We start from the raw sequence: 23051 nt of genomic DNA on the forward strand, positions 1-23051 counted from the left end.
GCGAAGAGTGACCATGCGAGTCAGCGGCTTTACCTTTCTGCGCAACGGCGTGCTGTTGGGCTATCCCTTCATCGAGAGCATCCGTTCAGTGTTGCCGATCTGCGACGAGTTTGTGGTGGCGGTGGGGCAGAGTGACGACGGTACCCGTAAACAGATCGAGGCGATCGGCAGCGACAAGATCCGTATCATCGATACTCAGTGGAACGAGGCGATGCAGGACCGCGGCTATGTCTATGCCCAGCAGAAGATGATCGCCCACTTCAACTGCAGCGGCGACTGGGCCTTCTATCTGGAGGGGGATGAGGTGCTGCATGAGGATGATCTGGATAGCATCCTCGCCAGTATGCAGCGTCACCTGGATGACCCGCAGGTGGAGGCGCTGGTGTTCGACTACCACCATTTCTACGGTAGCCCGGAGTGGCTGGCAGTCAGTCCAGGCTGGTATCGGCGCGCACCGCGGATCATCCGCAACTCGATTCGCAGCTACTCCCCCGATGGGCTGTTTTTTGTGGTGATGGATCGAAACAAGCAGGGCCGCTATCCGCGGGCTGCGTTGGCGAATGCGCCGATCTACCACTACGGCCATGTGCGCAGCAGCGAGCGGATGCGCGAGAAGATCAATCAGGTGAGTCGCTACTGGGGCCATCAGCCGCCTAAGTTTGAAGGCTACGCCATCGACCCTCAGGCGCTGGCGCGGTTTCAGGGAACTCACCCGTCGGTGATGGTCGACTGGCTGGCGCGAGATGCGCAGCAGAGCTTTGTCCCTGATCCTGACTACCTGCCAACCCGCCGCGAACTGAAACACCGTCGGGCGATGCGTCTGGAGCGCTGGTTCGGGCTGGAGTTGAGCAAGAAGCACTACAAGCTGGTCCGGGATTGAGGCAGATGAGCGCACGCCCCCAATGGCAGCAGCAGAGCGATGAGCTGGCCCGCGGGATGGCGGTGGCGGCGGCCTTTGCCATCCCGCTGCCCACCGCCTGGGTGGGTATCACGATGGGGTTGTTCCTGCTGTTCTGGATCGCTAGCGGCGACTTTGCCAACAAGTGGCAGCGGGTTCGGCAGAATCCGGTGGCGCTGATGGCGCTGGGGCTGTTTGCTCTGTTGGGTCTGGGGGTGAGCTATTCGAGTGTGGGTCTTAGTGAGGCGCTTGAAGGTTGGGGGGCCTATCACAAGCTGATCTATATCGCGCTGCTGGTGTCGGTGCTGAATGAGCCGAAATGGCAGCAGCGGGCGTTGATGGCCTTTGTGCTGGCGATGCTGTTGGTGCTGCTGCTCTCCTATGCGCAGCTGCTGGGGTTCTGGCCGGAGGGCAAGCCAGAGCAGGAGTTTGCGCCATTCAAGGGGCGTATCGCGCACAATTTCTTTATGGCCTTCGCTGCCTATCTGGTGTTCGATCTGTTTATGCGTCAGCCAGCCCGGCGTCTGTTGTGGGCTGGCATCCTGCTGCTGATGCTCTACAACATCCTGGTGATGGTGCCGGGGCGCACCGGGCAGCTGGTGTTGTTTGTGATGGTGGTGTTGGCCACCTGGCACCATTGGCGCTGGCGCGGCCTGCTGGTCGGAGCGCTGTTGACACTGGCGCTGGGAGCTGCGGCGATGCAGTTTTCCGACGGTTTCCGGCCGCGGATGCAGGCGCTACTGGATAATGCCAGCAGTTACTTTGAGGGAGGGGCAGCAGAGAGCTCCACCGGTCTGCGTCTCTCCTACTATGAAAACTCCATCGAACTGATCCTGAAGCATCCCCTGATCGGTACCGGTACCGGCAGCTTTATCCACGAGTACCAGCAGCACGCCAACGCCAAGGGAGTGCCGCTGACCGATAATCCCCATAACGAATATCTCAATCTGGGGGTGCAGCTGGGGCTGCTCGGTATGGGCGCACTGTTGCTCTTCTTCCTGTTGCAGTGGCGTTTTGCCGGTTTGATGCGGCCGGAACAGCGGAGACTGGCTCAGGCGCTGGTGTTGGCGATGGCGTTGGGCTGCCTCTTTAACTCCTTCCTGATGGACCACGGTGAGGGCAAGTTCTATGTGATCCTCGCCGGGATCCTGTTTGCCAGGACCAGAGAGGCCACCGCCCAGGCGCTGCGCGAGGGCACGCCCGCCTCCCTCAGCGTGATCGTCATCACCCGTAACGAGGCGGCGCGGATCCGTGCCTGCCTGGAGTCGGTGAGCTGGGCCGACGAGATCCTAGTGCTCGACTCCGGCAGTAGTGACGAGACTCTGGCGATCTGTCGAGAATACACCGACAAGGTGTTTGTGAACCGCGACTGGCAAGGCTTCGGCGTGCAGAAAAACCGGGTGCTCGACAAGGCCAGAGGCGACTGGGTGCTGTCGATTGATGCGGATGAGCAGGTGCCCGAGGCGCTGCAGGCGGAGATCCACCAACTGCTGGTGTTGGCTGATGAGGCCCCGGCAGTCTACAAGATTCCTCGGCTCTCCTCCTACTGTGGCCGGCAGATGCGCCACGGTGGCTGGTGGCCCGACCATGTGGCACGGCTGTTCCGTCGCGGCAAGGCGCGCTTCAGCGATGATCTGGTCCATGAACGACTGCTGTTCGTGCCACCGGCGGGGCGTCTGGAGAACCCGCTCACCCACCAGAGTTTCGACAACCTGGAGCAGGTGCTGGAGAAGGTCAACCGTTACTCCAGCGCCAGCGCCGAGCGGATGCTGCAACAGGGCAAGCGGGGTGGGGTCGGCAAGGCATTGCTGCGTGGTCTCTGGAGCTTCCTGCGCGGTTATATCTTGCGCGCCGGCTTTCTCGATGGCAGCGAGGGGTTGATGCTGGCGATCTCCAATGCCGAGGGGGTCTACTACAAATACCTCAAACTCTATTACCTGGGACGGCGTCGGTGAGAGTGAGTCTGATCGTCACCAGCTACCAGTGGCCGGAGGCGCTCGCCTGTGTTGTGCAGAGCCTGTTCCGGCAGAGCCGGCTGCCGGATGAGATCATCGTCGCCGATGATGGCTCAGGGCCTCAGACCCGTGAGCGGATCGCGCAGCTGGCAGTGAGCGCGCCCTGTCCGCTGCATCACGTCTGGCAGCCGGATCAGGGGTTTCGTGCGGCGGCGATCCGTAACCAGGCGGTGGCCCGAGCCAGCGGCGACTATCTGATCTTTCTCGACCACGACTGCATCGCCTTCCCCCATTTTGTCGAGCGCCAGCTGGACCTCGCCGAGCCGGGCTGGTTTGTCGCCGGCAACCGCCTGCTGCTGAATCCCAGCCTCAGTCGGCGGGTGCTCGACGGCGAGCTCTGGCCGCCGGACTGGAGCGCCAGGCAGTGGCTCACCGCCCGCCTTAGCGGCGGGGTCAATCGCCTGTTACCGCTGCTGCGGATCGGTGAGGCGCGCTTCCGCAAACGCCGGGCACGGCGCTGGCAGGGGGCGCGGAGCTGTAATCTGGCGCTCTGGCGGGAGGATTTTCTTGCGGTGAACGGTTTCGATGAATCGTTCCAGGGCTGGGGACATGAGGATGCTGATCTGGCGGCACGACTGATCGTCAGTGGCCGCTATCACAAGGATGGCCGTTTTGCCCTGCCAGTGTTGCATCTCTGGCATGCAGAGAATCCCCGTGCGATGGAGGCGGAGAATCGCCAGCGGCTGGAGGCAACCCTTTTGGGTGAGCGCAGTGCCTATGCCGAGCAGGGGGTGAGTCGTTACCTGAATCCGACGCTGGAGGCGGGTGGTGGCTGAACTGCCTGCGTTCAAGCCGCTGCAGCGGCCTCTCACTAAACCACCTAAGCGAGTGCTGCTGATCGCTACCCGGCAGATCGGCGATGTGCTGCTGGCGACGCCGCTGTTGCGTTCGATGTGCCGTGCCTGGCCGGAGACGGTGATCGATGTCTTGGTCTATAAAAATAAGGGCCAGATGCTGCAGGGCAATCCCGATCTGAATCAGGTGATCGAGATCGAGGAGCACCCCGACTTCGCCCAGTACCGGGTGCTGTGGCGGCGTATCTTTCGCCGCTACGAGCTGGCAGTCTCGACGCTGGCGGGGGATCGACCGAATGTCTATGCGTTCCTGGCGGCGCCCAGGCGGGTCAGCCTAATCCCTGACCTGCTGCCCAAGAGCCGTTGGAAACGCTGGATCAACCAGGGCTGGACCCTGCTCGATAATGTCCAGACCCACACCGTTGAGCAGAATCTGATGCTGGCGCGGGTGCTGGGCATCGCGCCGCTGCACCAGCTGGTACCGCCCGTCGCTGCGAGTGACCCCTTCGGTGAGCTGGGCGGATTCCTTGGCCGACATGCGTTTGTGCTGCTCCACCCCTTTCCCATGTGGCGCTACAAGCGCTGGACTGAGGCGGGCTGGCAGGCGCTGCTCACGCATCTTGCTGGGCGTGGTCTGAAACTGCTGATCACCGGCGGGCCAGACCCGGAGGAGCGTAGCTTCTGCGAGCGACTGGCGGCAACGCTGCCGGAGTCGGCGCTGGCAATCCCGGCGCGCTTTGGCTTCGGCGAGCTGGCGGCATTGATGCGTCACGCATCATTGTTCGTCGGCCCGGATACCGCCCTGACCCACTTGGCTGCCGCCTGCGGTACGCCAACTCTGGCGCTGTTCGGTCCGAGCAACCCGGTCAAGTGGGGCCCCTGGCCGAGCGGTTATGCCGATACTCAGCCGCCATTCAAGATGTATTCCGAAACAGCGCAGCGGGTGGCCAATGTGAGCCTGCTGCAGCCGCACTATGCGGAGGCCTGCGTGCCCTGCCGGGAGGAGGGGTGCGAGCGCCACAAGGGCAGTGCTAGCCTTTGCCTTGATCAGCTGTCGGCGCAGCGGGTTATCGTCGCAGTGGATGCGCTGCTGGTTGGTGAGTTGATCCTCGACTAACTGGCGAACTGGGTGTCGTAGAGTGTGCGATAGACCCCGTTGCGGGCCATCAGGCTGGTGTGGTCGCCCTGCTCGATGATGCGGCCCTGCTCCATCACCAGGATCCGGTCGGCGCTCTCGATGGTAGAGAGGCGGTGGGCGATGATCAGAGTGGTGCGGTTCTGTGTGAGGGTCTGCAGTGCCTCCTGGATGTAGCGCTCCGATTCGTTGTCGAGTGCCGAGGTGGCCTCGTCGAGGATCAGGATAGGCGCATCCTTGAGCAGCGCGCGGGCGATGGCAAGGCGTTGGCGCTGGCCGCCGGAGAGGCGGGTGCCATCTTCGCCGATCAGGGTCTCGATGCCGTCTGGCATCTGTTCGATGAACTCGATGGCGTGGGCGGCGCGAGCCGCCTCCAGCACCTTGTCGCGGGGGGTGCCGCGCATCAACCCGTAGGCGATGTTGGCCTCTACCGTGTCGTTGAACAGAGTGACATCCTGGCTCACCAGGGCGATGTTGTTGCGCAGCTGTGCCAGTGGCATCTCGCGGCAGTCGATGCCGTCGAGCAGAATCCGGCCCTGATTCTGCTCATAGAAGCGCGGCAGCAGGCTCGCTAGGGTGCTCTTGCCACTGCCGGAGGGGCCGACCAGGGCAACGGTCTCGCCGGTCGCGATCTTCAGGTCGATGTCGCGCAGGGCCGGCTCACTTGCGCCCTGGTAGCTGAAGTGGATCCTCTCGAAGTGGATCTGGCCGCTGAGGCGTTCGATCGGTCGCTGCCCCTGGTCTGCCTCGCTCGGCTCATCGACCAGGTCAAACACACTCTCTGCCGCCGCCAGCCCCTGCTGTAGTTGCTCGTTGATGCGGATCAGCTTTTTCAGCGGTGACAGCAGCATCACAATGGCGGCGATGAAGGAGACAAAGGAGCCGACGCTGAGCTGGTCGTTGAGCGATTGGATCGAGGCAAAATAGAGCATCCCGGCGAGTCCCAGCACCATTACCATCTGGCCGGCGGGTGAGCTGATCGAGGCGGCGGCGACGCGTTTCATGTGGTAGCGCCGCACCCAGTTGCTGATCTCGCGGAAACGGCCCGACTCGTAGGCCTGGCCACCGAACAGTTTGATCACCTGGTTGCCCTGGATCGCCTCCTCCAGTACATGGGTCATCTCTCCCATCGAGCTCTGGATCGAGTGGCTGAGGCGGCGTAGACGCTTGCTGATCAGGCGCACGATGAGCACGATGATCGGCGCCAGCAGGAACACCACCAGGGTCAGTCGCCAGTTGAGCCAGAGCATGTAGCTGACCAGCCCGAGCACCGCCACCGAGTCGCGCACCAGCACGATCAGTACCTCGGTGGAGGCGGCGGCCACCTGCTCGACGTTGAAGGTGACCTTGGAGAGCACTGTGCCGGTGGGGTTGTCATCATAGAAGCGGTTGGGCAGGCACAGTAGCTTGTCGAAGATCTGGTTGCGCAGGTCCATCACCACCCGGGTCGAGACCGCGTTGATGGTCATGGTACTGGCATAGCTGGTGAGGGCGCGCAGCAGGAACACGCCGACCAGGGCGAACGGCATCAGGCGGATCGTCTGCGGATCCTTCTCCACGAAACTGCCGTCGAGCAGTGGCTTGAGCAGTGCCGGCAGCATCGGTTCGGTGAGCGCCAGCAGCACGGTGAAGAAGATCGAGAGCGCAAACAGCCGGCGGTAGGGTTTGACGTAGCCGAGCAGCCGCAGATAGAGGGTCTTGCTGGTGAGTTTGGGCATGCGGGCTCGGTCCTGGCGGGGTGTAAAGAAATCCGTCGGCAATTCTACCGGGGCGGCTCAGTGATCACCAGTTGGTGCGGTGCTCATGCTATGATCGCGCTTTTCCTGTGACCCGGACGAGAGCGATGTCGATCGAAATTCCCAGCTTTGAGCAGGCCCGCATCCTGGTGGTGGGGGATGTGATGCTCGACCGCTACTGGCACGGCGAGGCGGTGCGCATCTCGCCGGAGGCGCCAGTGCCGGTGGTGCGGGTGGGCGAAGAGGAACAGCGCCCCGGTGGCGCCGGCAATGTGGCGCTGAATGTCGCCGCGTTGGGAAGCAACGCCATGCTGGCGGGGATCATCGGTGATGACGAGCCGGGTCGGATGCTGGGGGATATCCTTGATGCCGCCGGGGTCGACTGCCGTTTCGAATATCTGGATGGCCTTCCCACCATTACCAAGCTGCGGGTGGTCAGCCGTCACCAGCAGTTGATTCGCCTCGACTTTGAGGATGACTTCCCGGCCGCCGGCAGCGAGCTGCTGCTGGAGGCCTGCCGCGCAGTGATCGAAGAGGTCGATCTGCTGCTGCTCTCCGATTACGCCAAGGGCACCCTGCAGGATATTCAGGGGCTGATCGAGCTGGCCAGGCAGCACGGCAAGCCGGTGCTGGTGGACCCAAAACAGCAGGATTTCTCACTCTACCGTGGCGCCACCCTGCTGACCCCCAACCTGGCCGAGTTCGAGTCGGTGGTCGGTCCTTGCCGGGATCAGGAGGAGCTCGTCAGCAAGGGCCAGGCGCTGATCCGGCAGCATGATCTGCAGGCGCTACTGATCACCCGTGGTGAGCAGGGGATGAGCCTACTGCAGCGCGACCTGGAACCCCGACACATGCCGACCCATGCCCGCGAGGTGTTCGATGTCACCGGTGCCGGCGATACCGTGATCTCAGTGCTGGCGGCGGGCTTGGGGGCCGGGCTCAGCCTGGAGTTGGCCACCCACATCTCCAACGTGGCCGCCGGGGTGGTGGTCGGGAAACTTGGCACCGCCTCGGTGACGGTGGACGAACTTAAGGCGGCGATGCTCGAGCATCAGGCGACTCACCGCGGCGTGGTCAACGAAGATGGGTTGCTGCGGCTGATCGGCCTAGCCCGCATCCAGGGCGAGAGCATCGTTGTCACTAACGGTTGTTTCGACATCCTCCACCCCGGTCATGTCACCTATCTGGAGGAGGCGAGCCGCCTCGGCGACCGATTGGTGGTGGCGGTCAACGTGGACGAAACGGTGCGCCAGCTGAAGGGCGAGAATCGGCCGGTGAACGGCCTCGAGCACCGCATGCATGTGCTGGCAGCGCTGGCCTGTGTCGATTGGGTGGTGCCGTTCAGTGAAGAGACCCCAGAGCGGTTGATCTGCCGCCTCAAGCCCGATTTTTTGGTAAAAGGCGGCGACAACGATCCGGACAAGATCCCCGGCGCAGCCTGCACCCGTGAGGCGGGGGGCGAGGTGCGGGTGCTGAGCTATGTGGAAGGTGTCTCGACGACACGGATAGTGGAGTCGATCCGGGAGAGCTAGTCTGCATCCAGAAACTCGGGAATAGACGCGGAGCACCCGGAGGCACAGGGGTTGAAAATAACCTAATCGATTGAATTAATAGGTAATTAATTCTTTGCGACCTTTGCGTTTAGCATGCGCGTTTCCGGACGGACACTAGCGCTCTGCGACTGCAAGCCAGTTGTTGCGACGCGGTGAAAATCAAAGTGAAAACAGTCGAAACCGACATCGTCATCTTCGGCGGCGGCATCGCCGGTCTCTGGACCCTGACCCGCCTGCGCCAGGCCGGTTACGCCTGTCTGTTGCTGGAGTCGGGGTACCTCGGCGGGGTGCAGACGATGGCCTCCCAGGGGATCATCCATGGTGGCACAAAGTACGCACTGGCCGGCAAGCTGACTGGCTCCTCCCAGGCGATTCGCGAGATGCCACAGATCTGGCGTGACTGCCTAGCTGGCCGTGGCGAGATCGATCTGAGCCGGGTACGGCTACTCGCCTCGCATCAGCACCTCTGGTCGAATGGCATGCTCTCGCGGATGGCGGGTTTCTTCGCCGGTAAGGTGATGCAGAGCCGGATCAGCGAGGTGCAGGGGGAAGATCGTCCCGCACTGTTTCGTGACCCAGCGTTCCACGGCAGCGTCTACCAGCTCGATGAGCCGGTGCTCGACATCGCTTCCTTAATTATGGAACTGCAACGTCAACACGGCGACTGTTGTCTGCAGCTGGCGGGGCCAGAAGTGGTCGAGTTCTGTTCTGAAAACCATCTAAGGCTGCAGGGCGAGGATGGCCGTCAGCTGGAGATCCGCTCCCGGCGCATCCTGCTCAGTGCCGGTGCCGGTAACCAGACACTGCTGCGCCGGCTCGGCCGCGACACCCCGGCGATGCAGCGTCGCCCGCTGCAGATGGTGATGCTGCGTGGTGCACTGCCGCCGCTCTATGCCCACTGTCTCGGCGCCAGCGCCAATCCGCGCCTAACGATCACCAGCTACCCAGTGGCGGATGGCACGCAGGTCTGGTACCTGGGAGGCGAGATCGCCGAAAATGGCGTTGGCCGCGATGCCGATGCGCAGATAGCCGCGGCGCAACAAGAGCTGCAGGCGCTGCTGCCTTGGGTCGATCTGAGAGGCGTGCAGTGGGCGACGCTGAACGTGGATCGCGCCGAACCCCGCCAGCCTGACGGCAAGCGCCCCGATAATCCTTATCTGGAGGAACGGGATGGTGTGCTGGTCGGTTGGCCCACCAAGCTGGCCTTTGCGCCGCTGCTGGCGCGCCAGGTGGAGGCGCAGTTGCGCAGCGCTGGCATCGAACCAAATCTACCAGAGGTGGTGCCTGACTGGCCCGCCCCACAACGGGCAGCACTGCCCTGGGAACACGCACAATGGAGCTGAGACCGCTTGGCACGACCGGCATCCAGGTCAGCCCGCTGGGGCTGGGCACGGTGAAGTTTGGCCGCAACCAACAGGTGAAGTACCCGAGTCGGTTCGAGATCCCGGATGACCGGGCGGTGCGGGAGCTGCTGACGCTGAGCCGCGATCTGGGCATCAACCTGATCGATACCGCCCCCGCCTACGGCAATAGCGAGCAGCGCCTCGGCGAGCTGCTGCCTGGCAGTCGTCACGACTGGGTGATTGCCACCAAGGTGGGGGAGATCTTCGAGGCGGGCGAGTCGCGCTTCGATTTTTCCGCCGAGCATACCCGCGCCAGCGTGGAGCGCAGTCTGCGGCGCTTGAGAACCGACTATCTGGATCTGGTGCTGATCCACTCCCAGGGTAAGGATCTGCGAATCCTTGAACAGGAGCCAGTGCTGGATACCCTGCGTCAACTCAAACAAGAGGGCAAGCTGCGGGCCATCGGTATGTCGAGCAAGACCATTGAGGGTGGGCTGCAGGTGGTGCAGAAGTGCGATCTGGTGATGGTGACCTGTAATCTTGATTACAACGAAGAGCTGCCGGTGCTGCAGGCGGCGGCGGATGCGGGCAAGGGGGTGTTGGTGAAAAAGGGACTGATGAGTGGCCATCTGCAGGGGGCCGAGGGCGTTCTCCGCTCGATGGCGTTCATCTTCGACCAGCCCGGCGTCAGCAGCATGATCATCGGCACCATCAATCCGGCACATCTGCGTTCAAACGTGACGGCGATTGAGGCCGTCCTGGCTGGTCGCTGATGCGCGGCCTCTACACCTTGCTGGTCTATCTGCTGCTGCCGCTGGTGGTGCTGCGGCTCTTCTGGCGCAGCCTGCGCGCGCCGGCCTACCGGCAGCGCTGGCTGGAGCGGTTTGGTTCACTGCCGCTGGCCCTGCAGCAGGATTCGATCTGGCTGCATGCGGTCTCGGTGGGCGAGGTGCAGGCCGCCCAGCCGCTGATCCGTGAGCTGCTGCTGCGCTATCCGCAGATGCCGCTGGTGGTCACTACCACCACCCCCACCGGTGCCAGGCGGGTTGATGAGCTGTTTGGCGGTGAGGTGCACCACCTCTATGCCCCACTGGATGTGCCGCTGGTGGTGCGGCGTTTTTTCCGTGCCCTGCGACCGCGTATCCTGATCCTGATGGAGACCGAGATTTGGCCCAATCTGCTGCATGAGTGTCAGCGGCGGGGAGTGCCTTCACTGCTGGCGAATGCGCGTCTCTCGGCTCGTTCGGCGCGCCGCTATCAGCGGCTGGCTGGTCTGACTCGGCAGACCCTGCAGCGGATCGATCTGATTGCCGCCCAGGGTGAGCGGGACGCAGAACGCTTCATCGGCCTGGGTGCTATCTCCGAGCGGTTGCTGGTGAGCGGCAGTGTCAAGTTTGATCTGCGCCTGCCGGCGAGCCTGCGTGAGCAGGTCGATGTGCTGCGCCGCGAGTGGGGGCAGGAGCGACCGGTATGGATCGCTGCCAGCACCCACGAGGGTGAGGAGGGACCGATCCTTGAGGCCCACGCGCAGGTTCGTGAGCGTCTGCCGAATGCGCTGCTGGTGCTGGTGCCGCGTCATCCGGAACGTTTCGAGCGGGTCGCCGAGCTGGTGAGTGTCAGTCGGATGGCGATGGTGCGCCGCTCGCAGCAGCGTCCCTGCAGCGGGAGCACTGCGGTGTTTCTCGGCGACAGCATGGGGGAGCTGCCGTTGTTTCTCGGTGCTGCCGATCTGGCCTTCATCGGGGGCAGTCTGGTGCCGGTGGGTGGGCATAACATCCTCGAGGCGGCGGCCCAGGGGGTGCCGGTGGTGTTTGGCCCGCATGTGTTCAACTTTGCCGAGATCAGTGAGCTGTTTCTGGTCCAGGGTGCGGCCCGCCAAGTGCAGGATGTCGCCGGGCTGGTCGCCCTGTTGCTGAGCTGGCTGGGAGATGCCAGTCAGCGTAGCGTGGTGGGTGAGCGGGGCCGGGAGCTGGTGGAGGCCAACCGTGGTGCGCTGCAGCGGCTGCTGCAGCAGGTCGATCAGCTGTTAGCCGGCGGGCGGCGCTAACGAAAAAGTTGTGTGACCTCTTTGAAGTGGGCGTGGCCGGCGTCACTTAGCCACTCATAGGCGACCGATTCCGCATTGCTGATGATGACCTCGCCGCCACGCAAGCGTTCGATGGCGTTGCGGCGGTTATTGGATGAGCGGGAGGCGATAGCGTCTTCCACCACAAATACCTGATACCCCCACTGCTGCAGGCCGGATGCCGTCTGCAGCACACAGATGTGGGATTCCAGGCCAACGATGATGATCTGCTTACGCTCTTCGGCGCGCTCAAGCTCTTCCTCGAAGCCGGGGGCGGTGCAGCAGGAGAAGGCGAGCCTGTCTTTGGCATCCACCTCGGGGGCAAGGTGCTGGGTGATCTCAGGCAGGGTGCGTCCAAGGCCCTTGGCGTAGTGCTCCGAGAGCACCACTGGGATCTCCAGTATCCGGGCCGCCTGGCTCAGGCGGTTGATGTTGATTAGCATCTGCTCGCGATGCGGCGTGTACATCGCCTTCGCCAGCTTCTCCTGCACATTGATGATCAGCAACTGGGAGCTTTTTGCATGGGCAAGCGGTAGTCTTACTTTGTGCAGATTCATCGCGCATCTCGTTTTGTCGAAAGGGTCAGGCGCAATGCGCAGAGAATCGGCTCCCGGCGCTTGGCTTCAGAACTCAAATGACTTCGCTGGCGCGGCTCCCTGCAACGCCTTCAGTTCAGTCTCGAGGATAGCCTCTTCACGGAACGCGCGCTCCGATTCTCGGGTAATTAGCAGCAGCTCCATTACCGGTGCCTCACCGACCGCGATAAACAAACGTCCGCCGGGCTTCAGCTGGGAGCGGAAGATCTCTGCCTGCTCACTGGTGGGGACCGAGCCGGAGACCAGGATGGCGTCAAACGGACCTTTGATCGACGGGGTCTGCAGCGCATTGCCGGTGCTCAGCGAGACGTTGTGGATGCCCATCTCGTCGAGGCGGGCGGCTGCCTGCTCGGTGAAGTCGGGATGGATGTCGATGCTGACCACCTGCCGCGCGAGCTTCGCCAGACAGGCGGTGAGAAAACCGCTGCCGGTGCCGACCTCATAGACCAGATCAGAGGGCTGGATATCGAGCGACTGCAGCGCCTTGCCTTCGATGCGCGGGAAGAGCATCGTCTCGCCGTGGCCGAGCGGGATCTCGCAATCGGCAAATGCCAGGCCGCGGTAGGCCGCCGGCGCAAAAGCCTCGCGGGGTAGCGTCTGCAGGGTCTCCAGTGCCGCCGGGGAGAGGACCTCCCAGGGCCGGATCTGCTGCTCGATCATATTGAAGCGGGCCCGTTCGATACTGCTCTCGATCATTGGTAAAACCTTGTGCCTAATATTGAATTGACTTTGCCAAACAAGCCTACGGATTTTGCCTCTTTCAGGCAAGGCGGAGGGGTGCGGTGGTAGAGAGGAGGCTAGACTCCGAGGTGCTGGAGCTGGGGGCTGTGGATCTGAATAACTGTTGGACGTTTTCCCTGCATGATGATCGTGGCGGTTGATAACCCCGTGATGTTTATTGGCTTTAAGTTGGGACGGAATTGCATTGCATGGCGCCATCTATATACTGTTCCGGGATTGCAGCGGAGGGGTGATAAGCCCCAATCAACGTGGCGCCATGGTCGGCGCAGTAAACAACCCCCACACAGTGAGACAACCAGCTAGGGGCGCCTGATTTTCAGGCTGAGAGAGACCCTTACCACCTGATCCGGTTAATGCCGGCGTAGGGAAGCTGAACGCACCGACAGCGCTCGCTTCCCTCTGTATCTTGAGAGCAGCCACCATGAGCGCCATCCCAGAAGATTTCATCAAAAAGACCGCCAACCTCTCCGAAGAGGTGACCCGTCCCTTCTTCAAGTCGAAGAAGATCTATGTCGAGGGTTCGCGCCCCGATATCCGCGTGCCGATGCGCGAGATCGAGCAGGATCCCACCGCCGCCAGTTTCGGTGCGGAAGAGAACCCGCCGATCACCGTCTACGACACCTCTGGTCCTTTTACCGACCCGGAGCAGAAGATCGACCTGATGAAGGGCATGCCCGACCTGCGCTCTGGCTGGATCGATGAGCGGAATGACACCGAACAGCTGAAGGGCCCCAGCTCTGAATACGGTCGTGCCCGCCAGGGCGACCCGGAACTGGCCGGTCTGCGCTTCGAGCACATTCGCGCCCCGCGTCGTGCCAAGCCGGGCCAGAACGTCACCCAGATGCACTACGCCCGCCAGGGCATCATCACTCCGGAGATGGAGTTCGTGTCGATCCGCGAGAACTGCCGTCTGCAGGAGATGAAGGCCGATCCACGCTACGCCAAACTGCTACGCCAGCATGCCGGTGAGCCGATGGGCGCGCAGATCCCTGATGAGATTACCCCGGAGTTTGTGCGCTCTGAGATCGCCGCCGGGCGTGCCATCATTCCCGCCAACATCAACCACCCGGAGATGGAGCCGATGATCATTGGTCGCAACTTCCGGGTGAAGATCAATACCAACATCGGTAACAGCGCCGTCAGCTCGTCCATCGACGAGGAGGTGGAGAAGATGGCCTGGTCCGCCCGTTGGGGCGGCGATACCCTGATGGACCTTTCCACTGGCAAAAACATCCACGAGACCCGTGAGTGGATCCTGCGCAATAGCCCCATGCCGATCGGCACCGTGCCCATCTATCAGGCACTGGAGAAGGTCAACGGCAAGTCCGAGGATCTCACCTGGGAGATCATGCGCGATACCCTGATCGAGCAGGCAGAGCAGGGCGTCGACTACTTCACCATTCATGCTGGCGTGCTGTTGCGTCACGTGCCGCTGACGGCTGATCGCGTCACCGGTATCGTCTCCCGTGGCGGCTCGATCCTCGCCAAGTGGTGTCTGGCCCATCATGAGGAGAATTTTCTCTACACCCACTTCGAAGATATCTGCGAGATCATGAAGGCCTACGACGTCGCCTTCTCTCTGGGTGACGGCCTGCGACCCGGCTGCCTGGCTGATGCTAACGACGCCGCCCAGTTCGGTGAGCTGGAGGCCCTGGGGGAGCTCACAAAGATCGCCTGGAAACATGACGTGCAGGTGATGATCGAAGGCCCTGGCCATGTGCCGATGCAGATGATCAAAAAAAACATGGACAAGGAGTTGGCCGACTGTTTCGAGGCGCCGTTTTATACCCTCGGCCCACTGGTCACCGATATCTCCCCCGGCTACGATCACTTCAGCTCAGGCATCGGTGCGGCACAGATCGGTTGGTATGGCACCGCTATGCTCTGCTACGTCACGCCCAAGGAACATCTGGGCCTGCCGAATAAAGAAGACGTGCGGGAAGGCATCATTACCTACAAGGTTGCGGCCCACGCCGCCGACCTGGCTAAGGGTTTTCCCGGCGTCCAGCTACAGGACAACGCTATGTCCAAGGCGCGCTTCGAGTTCCGCTGGGAGGATCAGTTCGCCCTCGGCCTCGATCCGGAAAAGGCTCGCGACTTCCATGACGAGACCATGCCCCACGACTCCCACAAGGTGGCGCATTTCTGCTCCATGTGCGGCCCCCATTTCTGCTCTATGAAGATCACCCAGGAGGTGCGCGAATTCGCCGCCAAACAGGGGATTTCAGAGATCGACGCGTTGAAGCAGGGTATGAATGAGAAGTCGGTGGAGTTTAAGCAGCAGGGCAGCGAGATATATAAAGAGATCTGACCCACGCCTCCTCACCAAGGCACCAAGGAAGACCCAAGGGGTCGGAGTCAAACCGTACTACGGCGTTACGGCTAGGTGGCGCGTGTTATCCGGTTTGACTCCGACCCCTTTTATTTTAAATTGCATCCTCAGAAAAAATGAAAAAAAACATAACGACCAGTGAAGGAGGCGGGGATGGTCAGGCAGCATCGCCGCAAGGACAAGCCGCTCAGCATCAATCTGAATTGGATTGTTCTAAGTGTGAAGCAAGGTATCGCTGCCTGGGGGAGGGACTCAGTGAAGAGCAGCTGCTGGGGCTACGTAAGATTACTCGTACCCTGGGTCCTTTCCAGCCCGGAGAGGCCATCTTCAGGGTAGAGGGCAAATTCAAGTCCTTGTTTGTCATTCAGTCGGGTGCTGCCAAGATCGAAACCGCTTCTTTCGAGGGTGCGAAATTGGTGGATGGTTTCTTTTTTCGGGGCGACCTGGTGGGCCTGGAGTCGATCGGTGCCCAGCAATATGGCCACGATGCCATCGCATTGGAGCGGACTCTGGTTTGTGAACTCCCTTTTAATCAGCTTGAGTCGCTTTGTTCGTTTGTGCCGAGGCTACAACGGAAGCTATTGATCATTCTGGGGCAGAAGATTCGCTACACGAACGAGACCATCGTGCATGGGCGCTATGTGAGTGGTGAAAAGCGTCTGCTATTTTTTCTGCAGATGCTTTGCGAAAAGAAGATTATTAAGAAAAATGACAATACAGGCAGCGTGGATCTGCCCATGTCAAAAGGAGATATCGCCAGTTATCTGGGTTTGCGACCTGAATCCCTTAGCCGGGTGCTGACCAAGCTCCAGAGTGACGGCATTATTCGAAACCATACAAAGAAGATAGAGTTTCTAGATATCAAGGCAATCCTGCAGCAAGTGTGCAGGTAACACGGAGAAGTTGTTCCGTCTAAAATTTGCAAATTTGGGATCAGAGTAAAAATCACATCATCCCACTATGAGTTTTTACACTGACCCCCAATATCCTAAGAAGAAGCTCGATTTTCTTCCCAAACACCTGAAGGAGTCGAAGCGGATCGCCTTCGCCGAGCAGCGCCTCTGAGCGGAGCGGTTGCGCCGCCAGTGGATTTGACGGTGAGGCTATCAGGAACGGCGGCGTCCAATTGGGCGCTGCCGTTTTTTTGTTGCCCGGTTGTTTTTTTTGCGGAAGAAGCCGCGCAGGCGCTCCCGCAGCGGCAAGTTTTGCATCGGGCAGGCGCTGGTGATACTGACAGGCTGGCTCGACTGTGGTTGGTCGGCATTCACCACCCGCCCATCGGCCAGCTTAATCAGGCGTCCGGCGGCCTGTATTACGTCCGGATCGTGGGAGGAGATCAGGAAGGTCGTACCCAACTTCTGATTCAGCCCCTGCATTAACTGGATCAGATCCCGCCCGGTGCTGGAGTCGAGATTCGCGGTGGGCTCATCCGCCAGTACGATGCGAGGTTCGCTGGCCAGCGCCCGGGCAACTGCAACCCGCTGTTGTTGGCCGCCGGAGAGCTGGTCCGGGCGGCGATAGCCAAGATGCTCTATACCGACCTCGTTCAGCCAGTGGTTGGCGATCGCCTCGCTCTGCTTGCGGCTCTTGCCCTGCAGCTGACAGACATAGGCGACATTCTCCCGCGCGCTGAGCACCCGCACCAGATTGTAAGACTGGAACACAAAGCCGATGTTTCGCAGCCGGAACTGGCTGCGCTGCTGTTCGGGTTGGGCAAGGATGTTCTTTCCGTCGATGAGAATCTGCCCCCGGTCTGCAGACTCCAGTGCGCCGATCAGGTTGAGCAGGGTGCTCTTGCCCGAACCGGAGCGTCCCGCCAGCACCGTAAACTCGCCGGGCTTGATGTGTAGGTTGATACCGTTGAGGGCGGGATAGGGCATGGTGCCGACCCAGTAGCACTTGTAGATATCTTTGGCCTCGATGATGTTGTTGCTTTTGTTTTCTTGCATGGGCTTACTGGATTCTTAGAGATTGGCTGAGCTGGATGCGAGTGGCCTGCCAGGCGGGATAGATACCGGCCACCAGCGAAGCAATCAGGGTGGTGCCGAGGATACGCCGGGTGCTCTCGGCGCTCAGGTTCGGCACGATGACCGGGTCCATATAGAAAAACTGGAAGGCATTGGCATAGGCGGAGAGGTCGACTCCCTGATCGGCCAGTGCAAACACCACCGCGCCACCGACCAGATAACCGAGCAGACTACCGAACAGGATCAGCATTACCGCCTCCAACAGCAGCATGGCAAAGATCTGCCGGCGACGGGTGCCCACTGCAAGCATGATCGCCAGCTCCTTCTGCCGCTCATGCAAGGCGATCAGCATGGTGTTGAGGATCTCCACCAGCACCAGCAGTGCCACGACCAGGATGATTACCAGCCCGTAGGCATCACTAAAGTCGAGCCACTGGCGGACCATTGGATCGAGAGCCTTCCAGGTGAGGATTTCGTAGTCCTGCTCCGAGAGAAGCTGGCGTAGGATGCGCCGGATGCGGTCGGTATCCTGGTGTTGCTGGGCGCGGATAACGATGTCGGTGACCACTCCCGGCATGCCGAGCCAGAGTTGCGTCGAATCGAGCGGGATCAGTGCCAGGGTGCGGTCGATTTGCGGTGCGCCCGACTCGATGACGCCACGCAGGAAGAAGATCTCTGAGACCATCTTGCCGCTGGCAGTCTGTGACATCAGCACCACCCGATCGCCCAGTTTTGCGCCGATATTCTGTGCCACGGTTGCGCCAAGCAGTAGATCGTGGGCCATACCTGGATTGAGCCAGCGCCCCTGCACCACAGATTCGTGCATGTGGGTGACCCAGGTCTCCTGTTCGGGGTCGATGGCCATGATCTGCACGCCGGCACTGTTGCCGCCGCGTGAGATTAGCCCGGAGCTGCGGATGCGCTGGGTCCAGCTCTGGATCTCGATGATGCTCGACATCAGGCTAGTCACCTCCTCGGGCAGCTCGATGTGATCAGCCAGGTTCTGCGATGCCTCGAAACCCTGTGCATGCACCTGCACATGGCCGGTGAAACTAAGGATGAAGTTGGTGCGCATCTGCTCGAGCCAGCCATCGTTGAGCGCGCCGAGCAGGGTCAGGGTGGCGATACCGAAGATCATCACGGAGAGGGTGATGAGGGTGCGCCGCGGATTGCGCCAGAGATTACGCAGACTCAGCTGCAGATAGAGGCGGGCGGGGAGCCTGGTTGCGTCAGACATGGCGCAGCGCCTCGGCGGGTTGCAGCCGGCTGACTCGCCGCGCGGGGTAGATGCCCGCCAGCAGGGAGGTGAGCAGGATTGCCAGGGTGGTGATGCCGAGATGTTGCAGGTTGAGATTCGGGTAGATCAGCGGGTCGACATAGAAGCGGGTGGTGGAGCCCAGCAGCAGCGACAGATCGATGCCGGTGTGTTGGGTGAGCAGCACAATTGCAATACCGAGCAGAATGCCGCAGAAGATGCCAAGCAGGCCGATCGCCAGCGCCTCGCTGAGGATCATCAGGGTGAGTTGACGGGGCTGGGTGCCGATCGCCATGAATATACCAAATTCGCGGGTGCGTTCAAGCATCGACAGCAACAGGGTATTGAGTTCACCGGCCAGCACAATGAACAACACAACGCCGAGGAACAGGTAGAGGAAGCCGTTGTGCAGGGTGATCCACTCCTGCATCACCGGAAACATGTCGCTCCAGGCCATCACCTCCAGGTCCTGATCGGCTAGTGTCAGCAGAAGATCCGCCTTCAGCGAATTGAGGCGCTCTTCCGGAACCCTGACCACCAGGTCTGTAACGCCACCGGGGAAGTCGAGCATCTCCTGCAGTGCGCTTAGGCTGGTGAGCGCCATGCCACGGTCGAGCCCCATCTCACCGCTGGTGATGATGCCAATCAGACGGAACTCCTCCGCCACCAGCGCACCAAAGCGGTCATAGCCGAGCAGCACCAGGGAGTCGCCAAGCCCGATCTTGAGATTGCGCGCGGTGGTGGCGCCGAGGATGCAGACAAACGTATCGCCGGGCTGTAGGAAACGCCCCTCGCCGATGCGCTCTTTCAGCTTGGTGACGCGGGGTTCGTGCACTGGGTCCATGCCGATCAGCATCACCCCTTCGGTGGTGGTGTCGGAGGCGGCTAGGGCGAAGCTCTCTAGACGTGGGCTCCATGTGTTCGCACCGAGTCGGTTGAGGGTTTGAGTTACCTGATCGGGATGGCGCAGATGGAGTGAGAGCTTGGGGTTTTCAAAGAATCCTTGGCGGTGGATCTGCAGGCTGCCGATGATCGACTCCTGAAAGTTCTTCAACATGTTGTGGTGCAGGCCATCGTTAAAGCCCCAGAGGAAGATCAACGAGGCGAGGCCGGTTGCGATCGCTCCCACCGTGAGCAGGGTGCGGCGCAGATTGTCGCTCAGGCTGCGCAGTGCGACAGCAAGAATCAGTCGGTTGGCCGAGCTTGCAGTGTTCCCCATGAGCAGGAGTATCGACTATTTTTTCTTTGCCTGTGGGGCAAACAACGCCTCATCCAGGGGTTGGTTGAAGGATGCTGATTTGATGGTGATGACGGTGCGCCTGCCAGGCTGGCCTTGTGGCTGCATGATCATGCGGGTGGGGATGTTGCGGCCACCAAGTTTCTGCACCGCTTCAAACTTTAGCTGCCGACCGCCTGTGGGGTCATTGCAGCCGTAGGTGATGGAGAGCGGGATGCCGTCGCCGCGGATCTGCTGCTGCAGCTTGCTCCAGCTGACCTTGGCGTTGGGTTTGGGCTGGGAGGTGATGGTGATGAGCGCAGTTTTGCCTTCACCCTGGCGTGCGGTGATGTGGTGGGTGTAGTCATCGATCAACGAGTTGGCTTCGAGCAGATCCTGGTTGTTGAAGTCAGAACCCATCCAGGCATCGTGCATCATCGCCGGGGAGATGGCGATCTGACGGCGTAACTTAGGGAGAAACATCGAGAGCTGGTCGCCGATCTTTAAAAATACCGTGCCCTTGGTCTTGCGTGGCGAGAGTATCTCCATGCGGAAACGGTTGTTGGGATAGTCGTCGTGGCTGACAAACTCCATGGTGCGCTGCCAATCGGGGCGGATGATCTCGAGCTTATATTGGGCGATAGTGCCGCTGGAGCGCATCAGTGTCTCGCTCTTCTGCAGCAGCGCGATCGCCTCCGGGTCGCTCTGTTCTGCAGCTAGCGGCCAGCAGAGAAGGAGTAGAAGTGCAGTTAGCAGGATGCGGCTGTAGGTCATCGCCAGGTCTCCAGATCAGAACGGTTGTGTGGCCGCTTGGCCGCGCAATATAAGAATAGTCTGCTTGGCTATTATAAGCCGACTTTATGATCCTGCCGCTAGCGGCTGCTGTGGAGGCGGTTCATCGCCTGTGGCAACTCGCCCTGAATCAGGAGCTCGAGGCAGTCAGCGGCCTTGTCGATGGCATCCTCGATCTCGCTACGCTGCTGTTTGGAGGGGCGCCCCAGCACATAGTTAGTGACCGGTCCCTTCTGCTGGGGGCGGTCGATGCCGATGCGTAGGCGCAGGAAGTCACGGCTGCCGATGGCGCTCATGATGTCGCGTAGACCGTTATGCCCGGCGTGGCCGCCGCCGCGCTTGAGGCGGGCCTGGCCGGTGGGTAGATCGAGTTCGTCATGGGCGACCAGGATCTCTTCAGGAGCGATCTTGAAATAGCTGGCAAGGCTCGACACCGACTGACCGCTGCGATTCATGAAGGTAGATGGCATCAACAGCCGGCAGTCACGTCCGCTGACGCTGATGCGGCAGAGCTGGCCATGGTGGCGCGATTCAGCGCGAAAGCTGCCGTTGTAGCGCCTGGCGAGTTGTTCGACGAACCAGAAGCCGGCGTTGTGACGGGTCTCAGCGTAGTCGCCACCCGGGTTTCCGAGTCCGGCGATGAGTTTGATGGGGTGGGCGTTGATGGGTGGCATAAACGGTTGGAGCGGGGCAGGCAGAGCCTGCCCCGCAGGGCGGCAGGTTTACTCTGCAGCGCCCTCTTCAGTCTCATCCTCGTCAGCTGCGGCGTGGCCGCTATGGATGTTGACCACGATGGTGTCCTCATGCTCACTGGAGGGCAGCTCCACACCTGCGGGCAGTTTCAGCTCGGAGAGGTGGATGGCATCGCCAACGTTCATCTCGCCCATGTCGACTTCGATGAACTCGGGCAGATCCTTCGGCAGGCAGGTGATCTCCACATCACTGAGCATGTGGGAGGCCTGGCCACCCGCCTTGGTGCCGGGTGCGGTTTCTTGGTTGGTGAAGTGCAGCGGCACTTGCATGCGGATCTTCTCGCCGGCGCTGATGCGCTGGAAGTCGATGTGCATGATGAACGGCTTGGCTGGGTGGCGCTGCAGATCCTTCAGCACCACCTGCTCAGTGGCGTCACCAACCTTCAGGTTGAGGATGTGGGAGTAGAAGGCCTCATGATCCAGGTGCAGGATCAGCTCGTTGTGGGCCAGCGAGATCATGGAGGGTTCCTGGTGGCCACCGTAGATGATGCCGGGGACCATGCCGGTGCGGCGCAGGCGGCGGCTCGCACCTTTCCCTGTATCGCTCCTGGGCTGTGCAGTAATTTCAAAACTGACGGACATGTCAATCTCCTGATTAATCATTTTGATTGGATTGCGCTGCCCCGCGACCAAGGCGGCGCCTGTCACGCCGGAATTCCGGCGAACGCGCGATTCTATCAGGATTGCAGGGATTTACCAGTGGTCGTGCTGGTGACTTGAGGTGTGGATCAGTCGACAAACAGTGAGCTGACCGACTCCTCGCCGCTGATGCGGCGCATAGTCTCGGCCAGCAGCTCGCCGATGCTGACCTGACGGATCCTGTCGCAGGCCGCGGCCGCATCCGAGAGCGGAATGGTGTTGGTCACCACCAGCTCGTCGAGTACCGAGTTGCTGATGTTGTCTACCGCCGGGCCGGAGAGTACCGGGTGTGTGCAGTAGGCGACGACCTTAGCGGCACCATGCTCCTTGAGGGCTTGGGCAGCTTGGCAGAGGGTGCCGGCGGTGTCGACCAGGTCGTCGATCAGCACACAGCTGCGCCCCTCCACTTCACCGATGATGTTCATCACCTTGGCCTCGTTGGGGCGTGGGCGGCGTTTGTCGATGATCGCCAGATCGGCGTCGTCGAGTCGCTTGGCCAGCGCCCGGGCGCGCACCACGCCGCCGACATCGGGGGAGACTACCATCAGGTCCGGGTGGCGCTGGCGCCAGACATCGCTGAGCAGGATCGGTGAGGCGTAGACGTTGTCTACCGGGATGTCGAAAAAGCCCTGAATCTGATCTGCGTGCAGATCGACCGTGAGCACCCGATCGGCACCGGCTGTGCTGATCATCTTGGCGGCAAGGCGGGCGGTGATCGGGACCCGGGAGGAGCGGGGGCGGCGATCCTGGCGGGCGTAGCCGAAGTAGGGGATGACAGCGGTGATGCGATTGGCCGATGAGAGACGCATTGCGTCGATCATCACCAGCAGTTCCATCAGGTTTTCGTTGGTTGGCGCTGAGGTGGGCTGGACGATAAACACGTCCCGACCGCGCACGTTCTCCTGGATCTCGGCCATTACCTCGCCGTCACTGAAACGCCCAATTTGGGCCTTGCCGAGCGGCATGTTCAGGTGGCTGGCGATCTCGCTGGAGAGGCTTGGGTTGGCGTTTCCGGAAAAAACCATCATGGCACTGGTAGGCACAGCGGACCCCCGATATCGGTCTGTTGCTAGTGTGGTTAACCGGGTGGAGCCGGCGCCCTGGGCGTCTGTGAGAATCGACTCTGACAGGCAGCCCCATTAGATTTGGCTGGGGCGGTAGGACTCGAACCTACGTATGCCGGGATCAAAACCCGGTGCCTAGCCACTTGGCGACGCCCCAA

The 23051-nt window shown here is 61.3% G+C and carries 20 protein-coding genes, 1 tRNA gene and 1 riboswitch; of the genes, 10 read left to right on the top strand and 11 right to left on the bottom strand.

Annotated features, from left to right (window positions below):
* Positions 1-13: 13 nt before the first annotated feature.
* From L0Y14_RS01560 to L0Y14_RS01580, 4 genes are read left to right on the top strand one after another with little or no spacing between them, the layout of a single operon-like run.
* Positions 14-880, top strand: coding sequence for a glycosyltransferase family protein (locus L0Y14_RS01560; protein WP_006475637.1), 867 nt, complete (start codon positions 14-16; stop codon positions 878-880).
* A 5-nt stretch (positions 881-885) separates the two neighbouring features.
* A complete protein-coding gene (locus L0Y14_RS16415; RefSeq protein WP_006475636.1) occupies positions 886-2853 on the top strand; it encodes an O-antigen ligase family protein in 1968 nt (655 codons plus the stop codon).
* On the top strand, positions 2850-3689 hold the full coding sequence (locus L0Y14_RS01575) for a glycosyltransferase family 2 protein (protein ID WP_240991732.1): 840 nt from the start codon (positions 2850-2852) through the stop codon (positions 3687-3689). The genes L0Y14_RS16415 and L0Y14_RS01575 overlap by 4 nt, the downstream gene beginning before the upstream one ends.
* Positions 3682-4824, top strand: coding sequence for a glycosyltransferase family 9 protein (locus tag L0Y14_RS01580; RefSeq protein WP_006475634.1), 1143 nt, complete (start codon positions 3682-3684; stop codon positions 4822-4824). The genes L0Y14_RS01575 and L0Y14_RS01580 overlap by 8 nt, the downstream gene beginning before the upstream one ends.
* On the opposite strand, the gene msbA is transcribed toward L0Y14_RS01580, so the two are convergent.
* On the bottom strand, positions 4821-6560 hold the full coding sequence (gene msbA / locus L0Y14_RS01585; protein WP_006475633.1) for a lipid A export permease/ATP-binding protein MsbA: 1740 nt from the start codon (positions 6558-6560) through the stop codon (positions 4821-4823). The two genes, L0Y14_RS01580 and msbA, sit on opposite strands and share 4 nt — an antisense overlap.
* A gap of 125 nt (positions 6561-6685) precedes the next feature.
* Here msbA and hldE point away from each other — a divergent pair, with 125 nt between their 5' ends.
* The 4 genes from hldE (at position 6686) to waaA (ending at position 11521) form a co-directional block, all read left to right on the top strand.
* A complete protein-coding gene (hldE, locus tag L0Y14_RS01590) occupies positions 6686-8110 on the top strand; it encodes a bifunctional D-glycero-beta-D-manno-heptose-7-phosphate kinase/D-glycero-beta-D-manno-heptose 1-phosphate adenylyltransferase HldE (protein WP_006475632.1) in 1425 nt (474 codons plus the stop codon).
* A gap of 185 nt (positions 8111-8295) precedes the next feature.
* The gene (locus L0Y14_RS01595) at positions 8296-9474 is read left to right on the top strand and encodes an FAD-dependent oxidoreductase (RefSeq protein WP_006475631.1); all 1179 of its coding nucleotides are present in this window, start codon (positions 8296-8298) and stop codon (positions 9472-9474) included.
* Entirely contained in the window at positions 9465-10247 is a 783-nt protein-coding gene (locus tag L0Y14_RS01600) for an aldo/keto reductase (RefSeq protein ID WP_005960834.1), read from the top strand. Before L0Y14_RS01595 ends, L0Y14_RS01600 begins: the two co-directional genes overlap by 10 nt.
* Positions 10247-11521, top strand: coding sequence for a lipid IV(A) 3-deoxy-D-manno-octulosonic acid transferase (gene waaA / locus L0Y14_RS01605; RefSeq protein WP_005960833.1), 1275 nt, complete (start codon positions 10247-10249; stop codon positions 11519-11521). Before L0Y14_RS01600 ends, waaA begins: the two co-directional genes overlap by 1 nt.
* Here the strand turns inward: waaA and L0Y14_RS01610 are convergent.
* On the bottom strand, positions 11518-12096 hold the full coding sequence (locus tag L0Y14_RS01610; protein ID WP_005960832.1) for an isochorismatase family protein: 579 nt from the start codon (positions 12094-12096) through the stop codon (positions 11518-11520). The two genes, waaA and L0Y14_RS01610, sit on opposite strands and share 4 nt — an antisense overlap.
* Positions 12097-12162: 66 nt before the next feature.
* Positions 12163-12831, bottom strand: coding sequence for a protein-L-isoaspartate O-methyltransferase family protein (locus L0Y14_RS01615; protein WP_006475789.1), 669 nt, complete (start codon positions 12829-12831; stop codon positions 12163-12165).
* Between the two features lie 336 nt (positions 12832-13167).
* A riboswitch (TPP riboswitch) is annotated at positions 13168-13261 on the top strand.
* 36 nt (positions 13262-13297) lie between these two features.
* On the opposite strand from L0Y14_RS01615, the gene thiC reads away from it, so the two are divergent.
* Together thiC and L0Y14_RS01625 are read left to right on the top strand one after the other, a co-directional pair.
* Entirely contained in the window at positions 13298-15187 is a 1890-nt protein-coding gene (gene thiC / locus L0Y14_RS01620; protein WP_251859241.1) for a phosphomethylpyrimidine synthase ThiC, read from the top strand.
* Positions 15188-15324: 137 nt separating this feature from the next.
* A complete protein-coding gene (locus tag L0Y14_RS01625; RefSeq protein WP_005960829.1) occupies positions 15325-16101 on the top strand; it encodes a Crp/Fnr family transcriptional regulator in 777 nt (258 codons plus the stop codon).
* 213 nt (positions 16102-16314) lie between these two features.
* On the opposite strand, the gene L0Y14_RS01630 is transcribed toward L0Y14_RS01625, so the two are convergent.
* From L0Y14_RS01630 to L0Y14_RS01665, 8 genes are all read right to left on the bottom strand, one after another.
* Positions 16315-17157, bottom strand: coding sequence for an ABC transporter ATP-binding protein (locus L0Y14_RS01630; RefSeq protein WP_006475785.1), 843 nt, complete (start codon positions 17155-17157; stop codon positions 16315-16317).
* Positions 17158-17161: 4 nt separating this feature from the next.
* Positions 17162-18412, bottom strand: coding sequence for an ABC transporter permease (locus L0Y14_RS01635; RefSeq protein WP_005960825.1), 1251 nt, complete (start codon positions 18410-18412; stop codon positions 17162-17164).
* Positions 18405-19649 (bottom strand): ABC transporter permease, encoded by a 1245-nt coding sequence (locus L0Y14_RS01640; RefSeq protein WP_006475784.1) that lies wholly within the window; start codon positions 19647-19649, stop codon positions 18405-18407. The genes L0Y14_RS01635 and L0Y14_RS01640 overlap by 8 nt, the downstream gene beginning before the upstream one ends.
* Before the next feature lie 15 nt (positions 19650-19664).
* The gene (locus L0Y14_RS01645; protein WP_006475783.1) at positions 19665-20420 is read right to left on the bottom strand and encodes an outer membrane lipoprotein-sorting protein; all 756 of its coding nucleotides are present in this window, start codon (positions 20418-20420) and stop codon (positions 19665-19667) included.
* A 98-nt stretch (positions 20421-20518) separates the two neighbouring features.
* Complete coding sequence (gene pth / locus L0Y14_RS01650) at positions 20519-21112, bottom strand: aminoacyl-tRNA hydrolase (protein WP_005960822.1); 594 nt, start codon at positions 21110-21112, stop codon at positions 20519-20521.
* Between the two features lie 48 nt (positions 21113-21160).
* Complete coding sequence (locus L0Y14_RS01655) at positions 21161-21772, bottom strand: 50S ribosomal protein L25/general stress protein Ctc (protein WP_040820191.1); 612 nt, start codon at positions 21770-21772, stop codon at positions 21161-21163.
* A gap of 146 nt (positions 21773-21918) precedes the next feature.
* Entirely contained in the window at positions 21919-22872 is a 954-nt protein-coding gene (locus L0Y14_RS01660; protein ID WP_005966635.1) for a ribose-phosphate diphosphokinase, read from the bottom strand.
* 103 nt (positions 22873-22975) lie between these two features.
* Positions 22976-23050, bottom strand: a tRNA-Gln gene (locus L0Y14_RS01665).
* Position 23051 lies beyond the last annotated feature (1 nt).

It is taken from the genome of Candidatus Endoriftia persephonae, from assembly GCF_023733635.1.
GTDB lineage: Bacteria > Pseudomonadota > Gammaproteobacteria > Chromatiales > Chromatiaceae > Endoriftia > Endoriftia persephonae.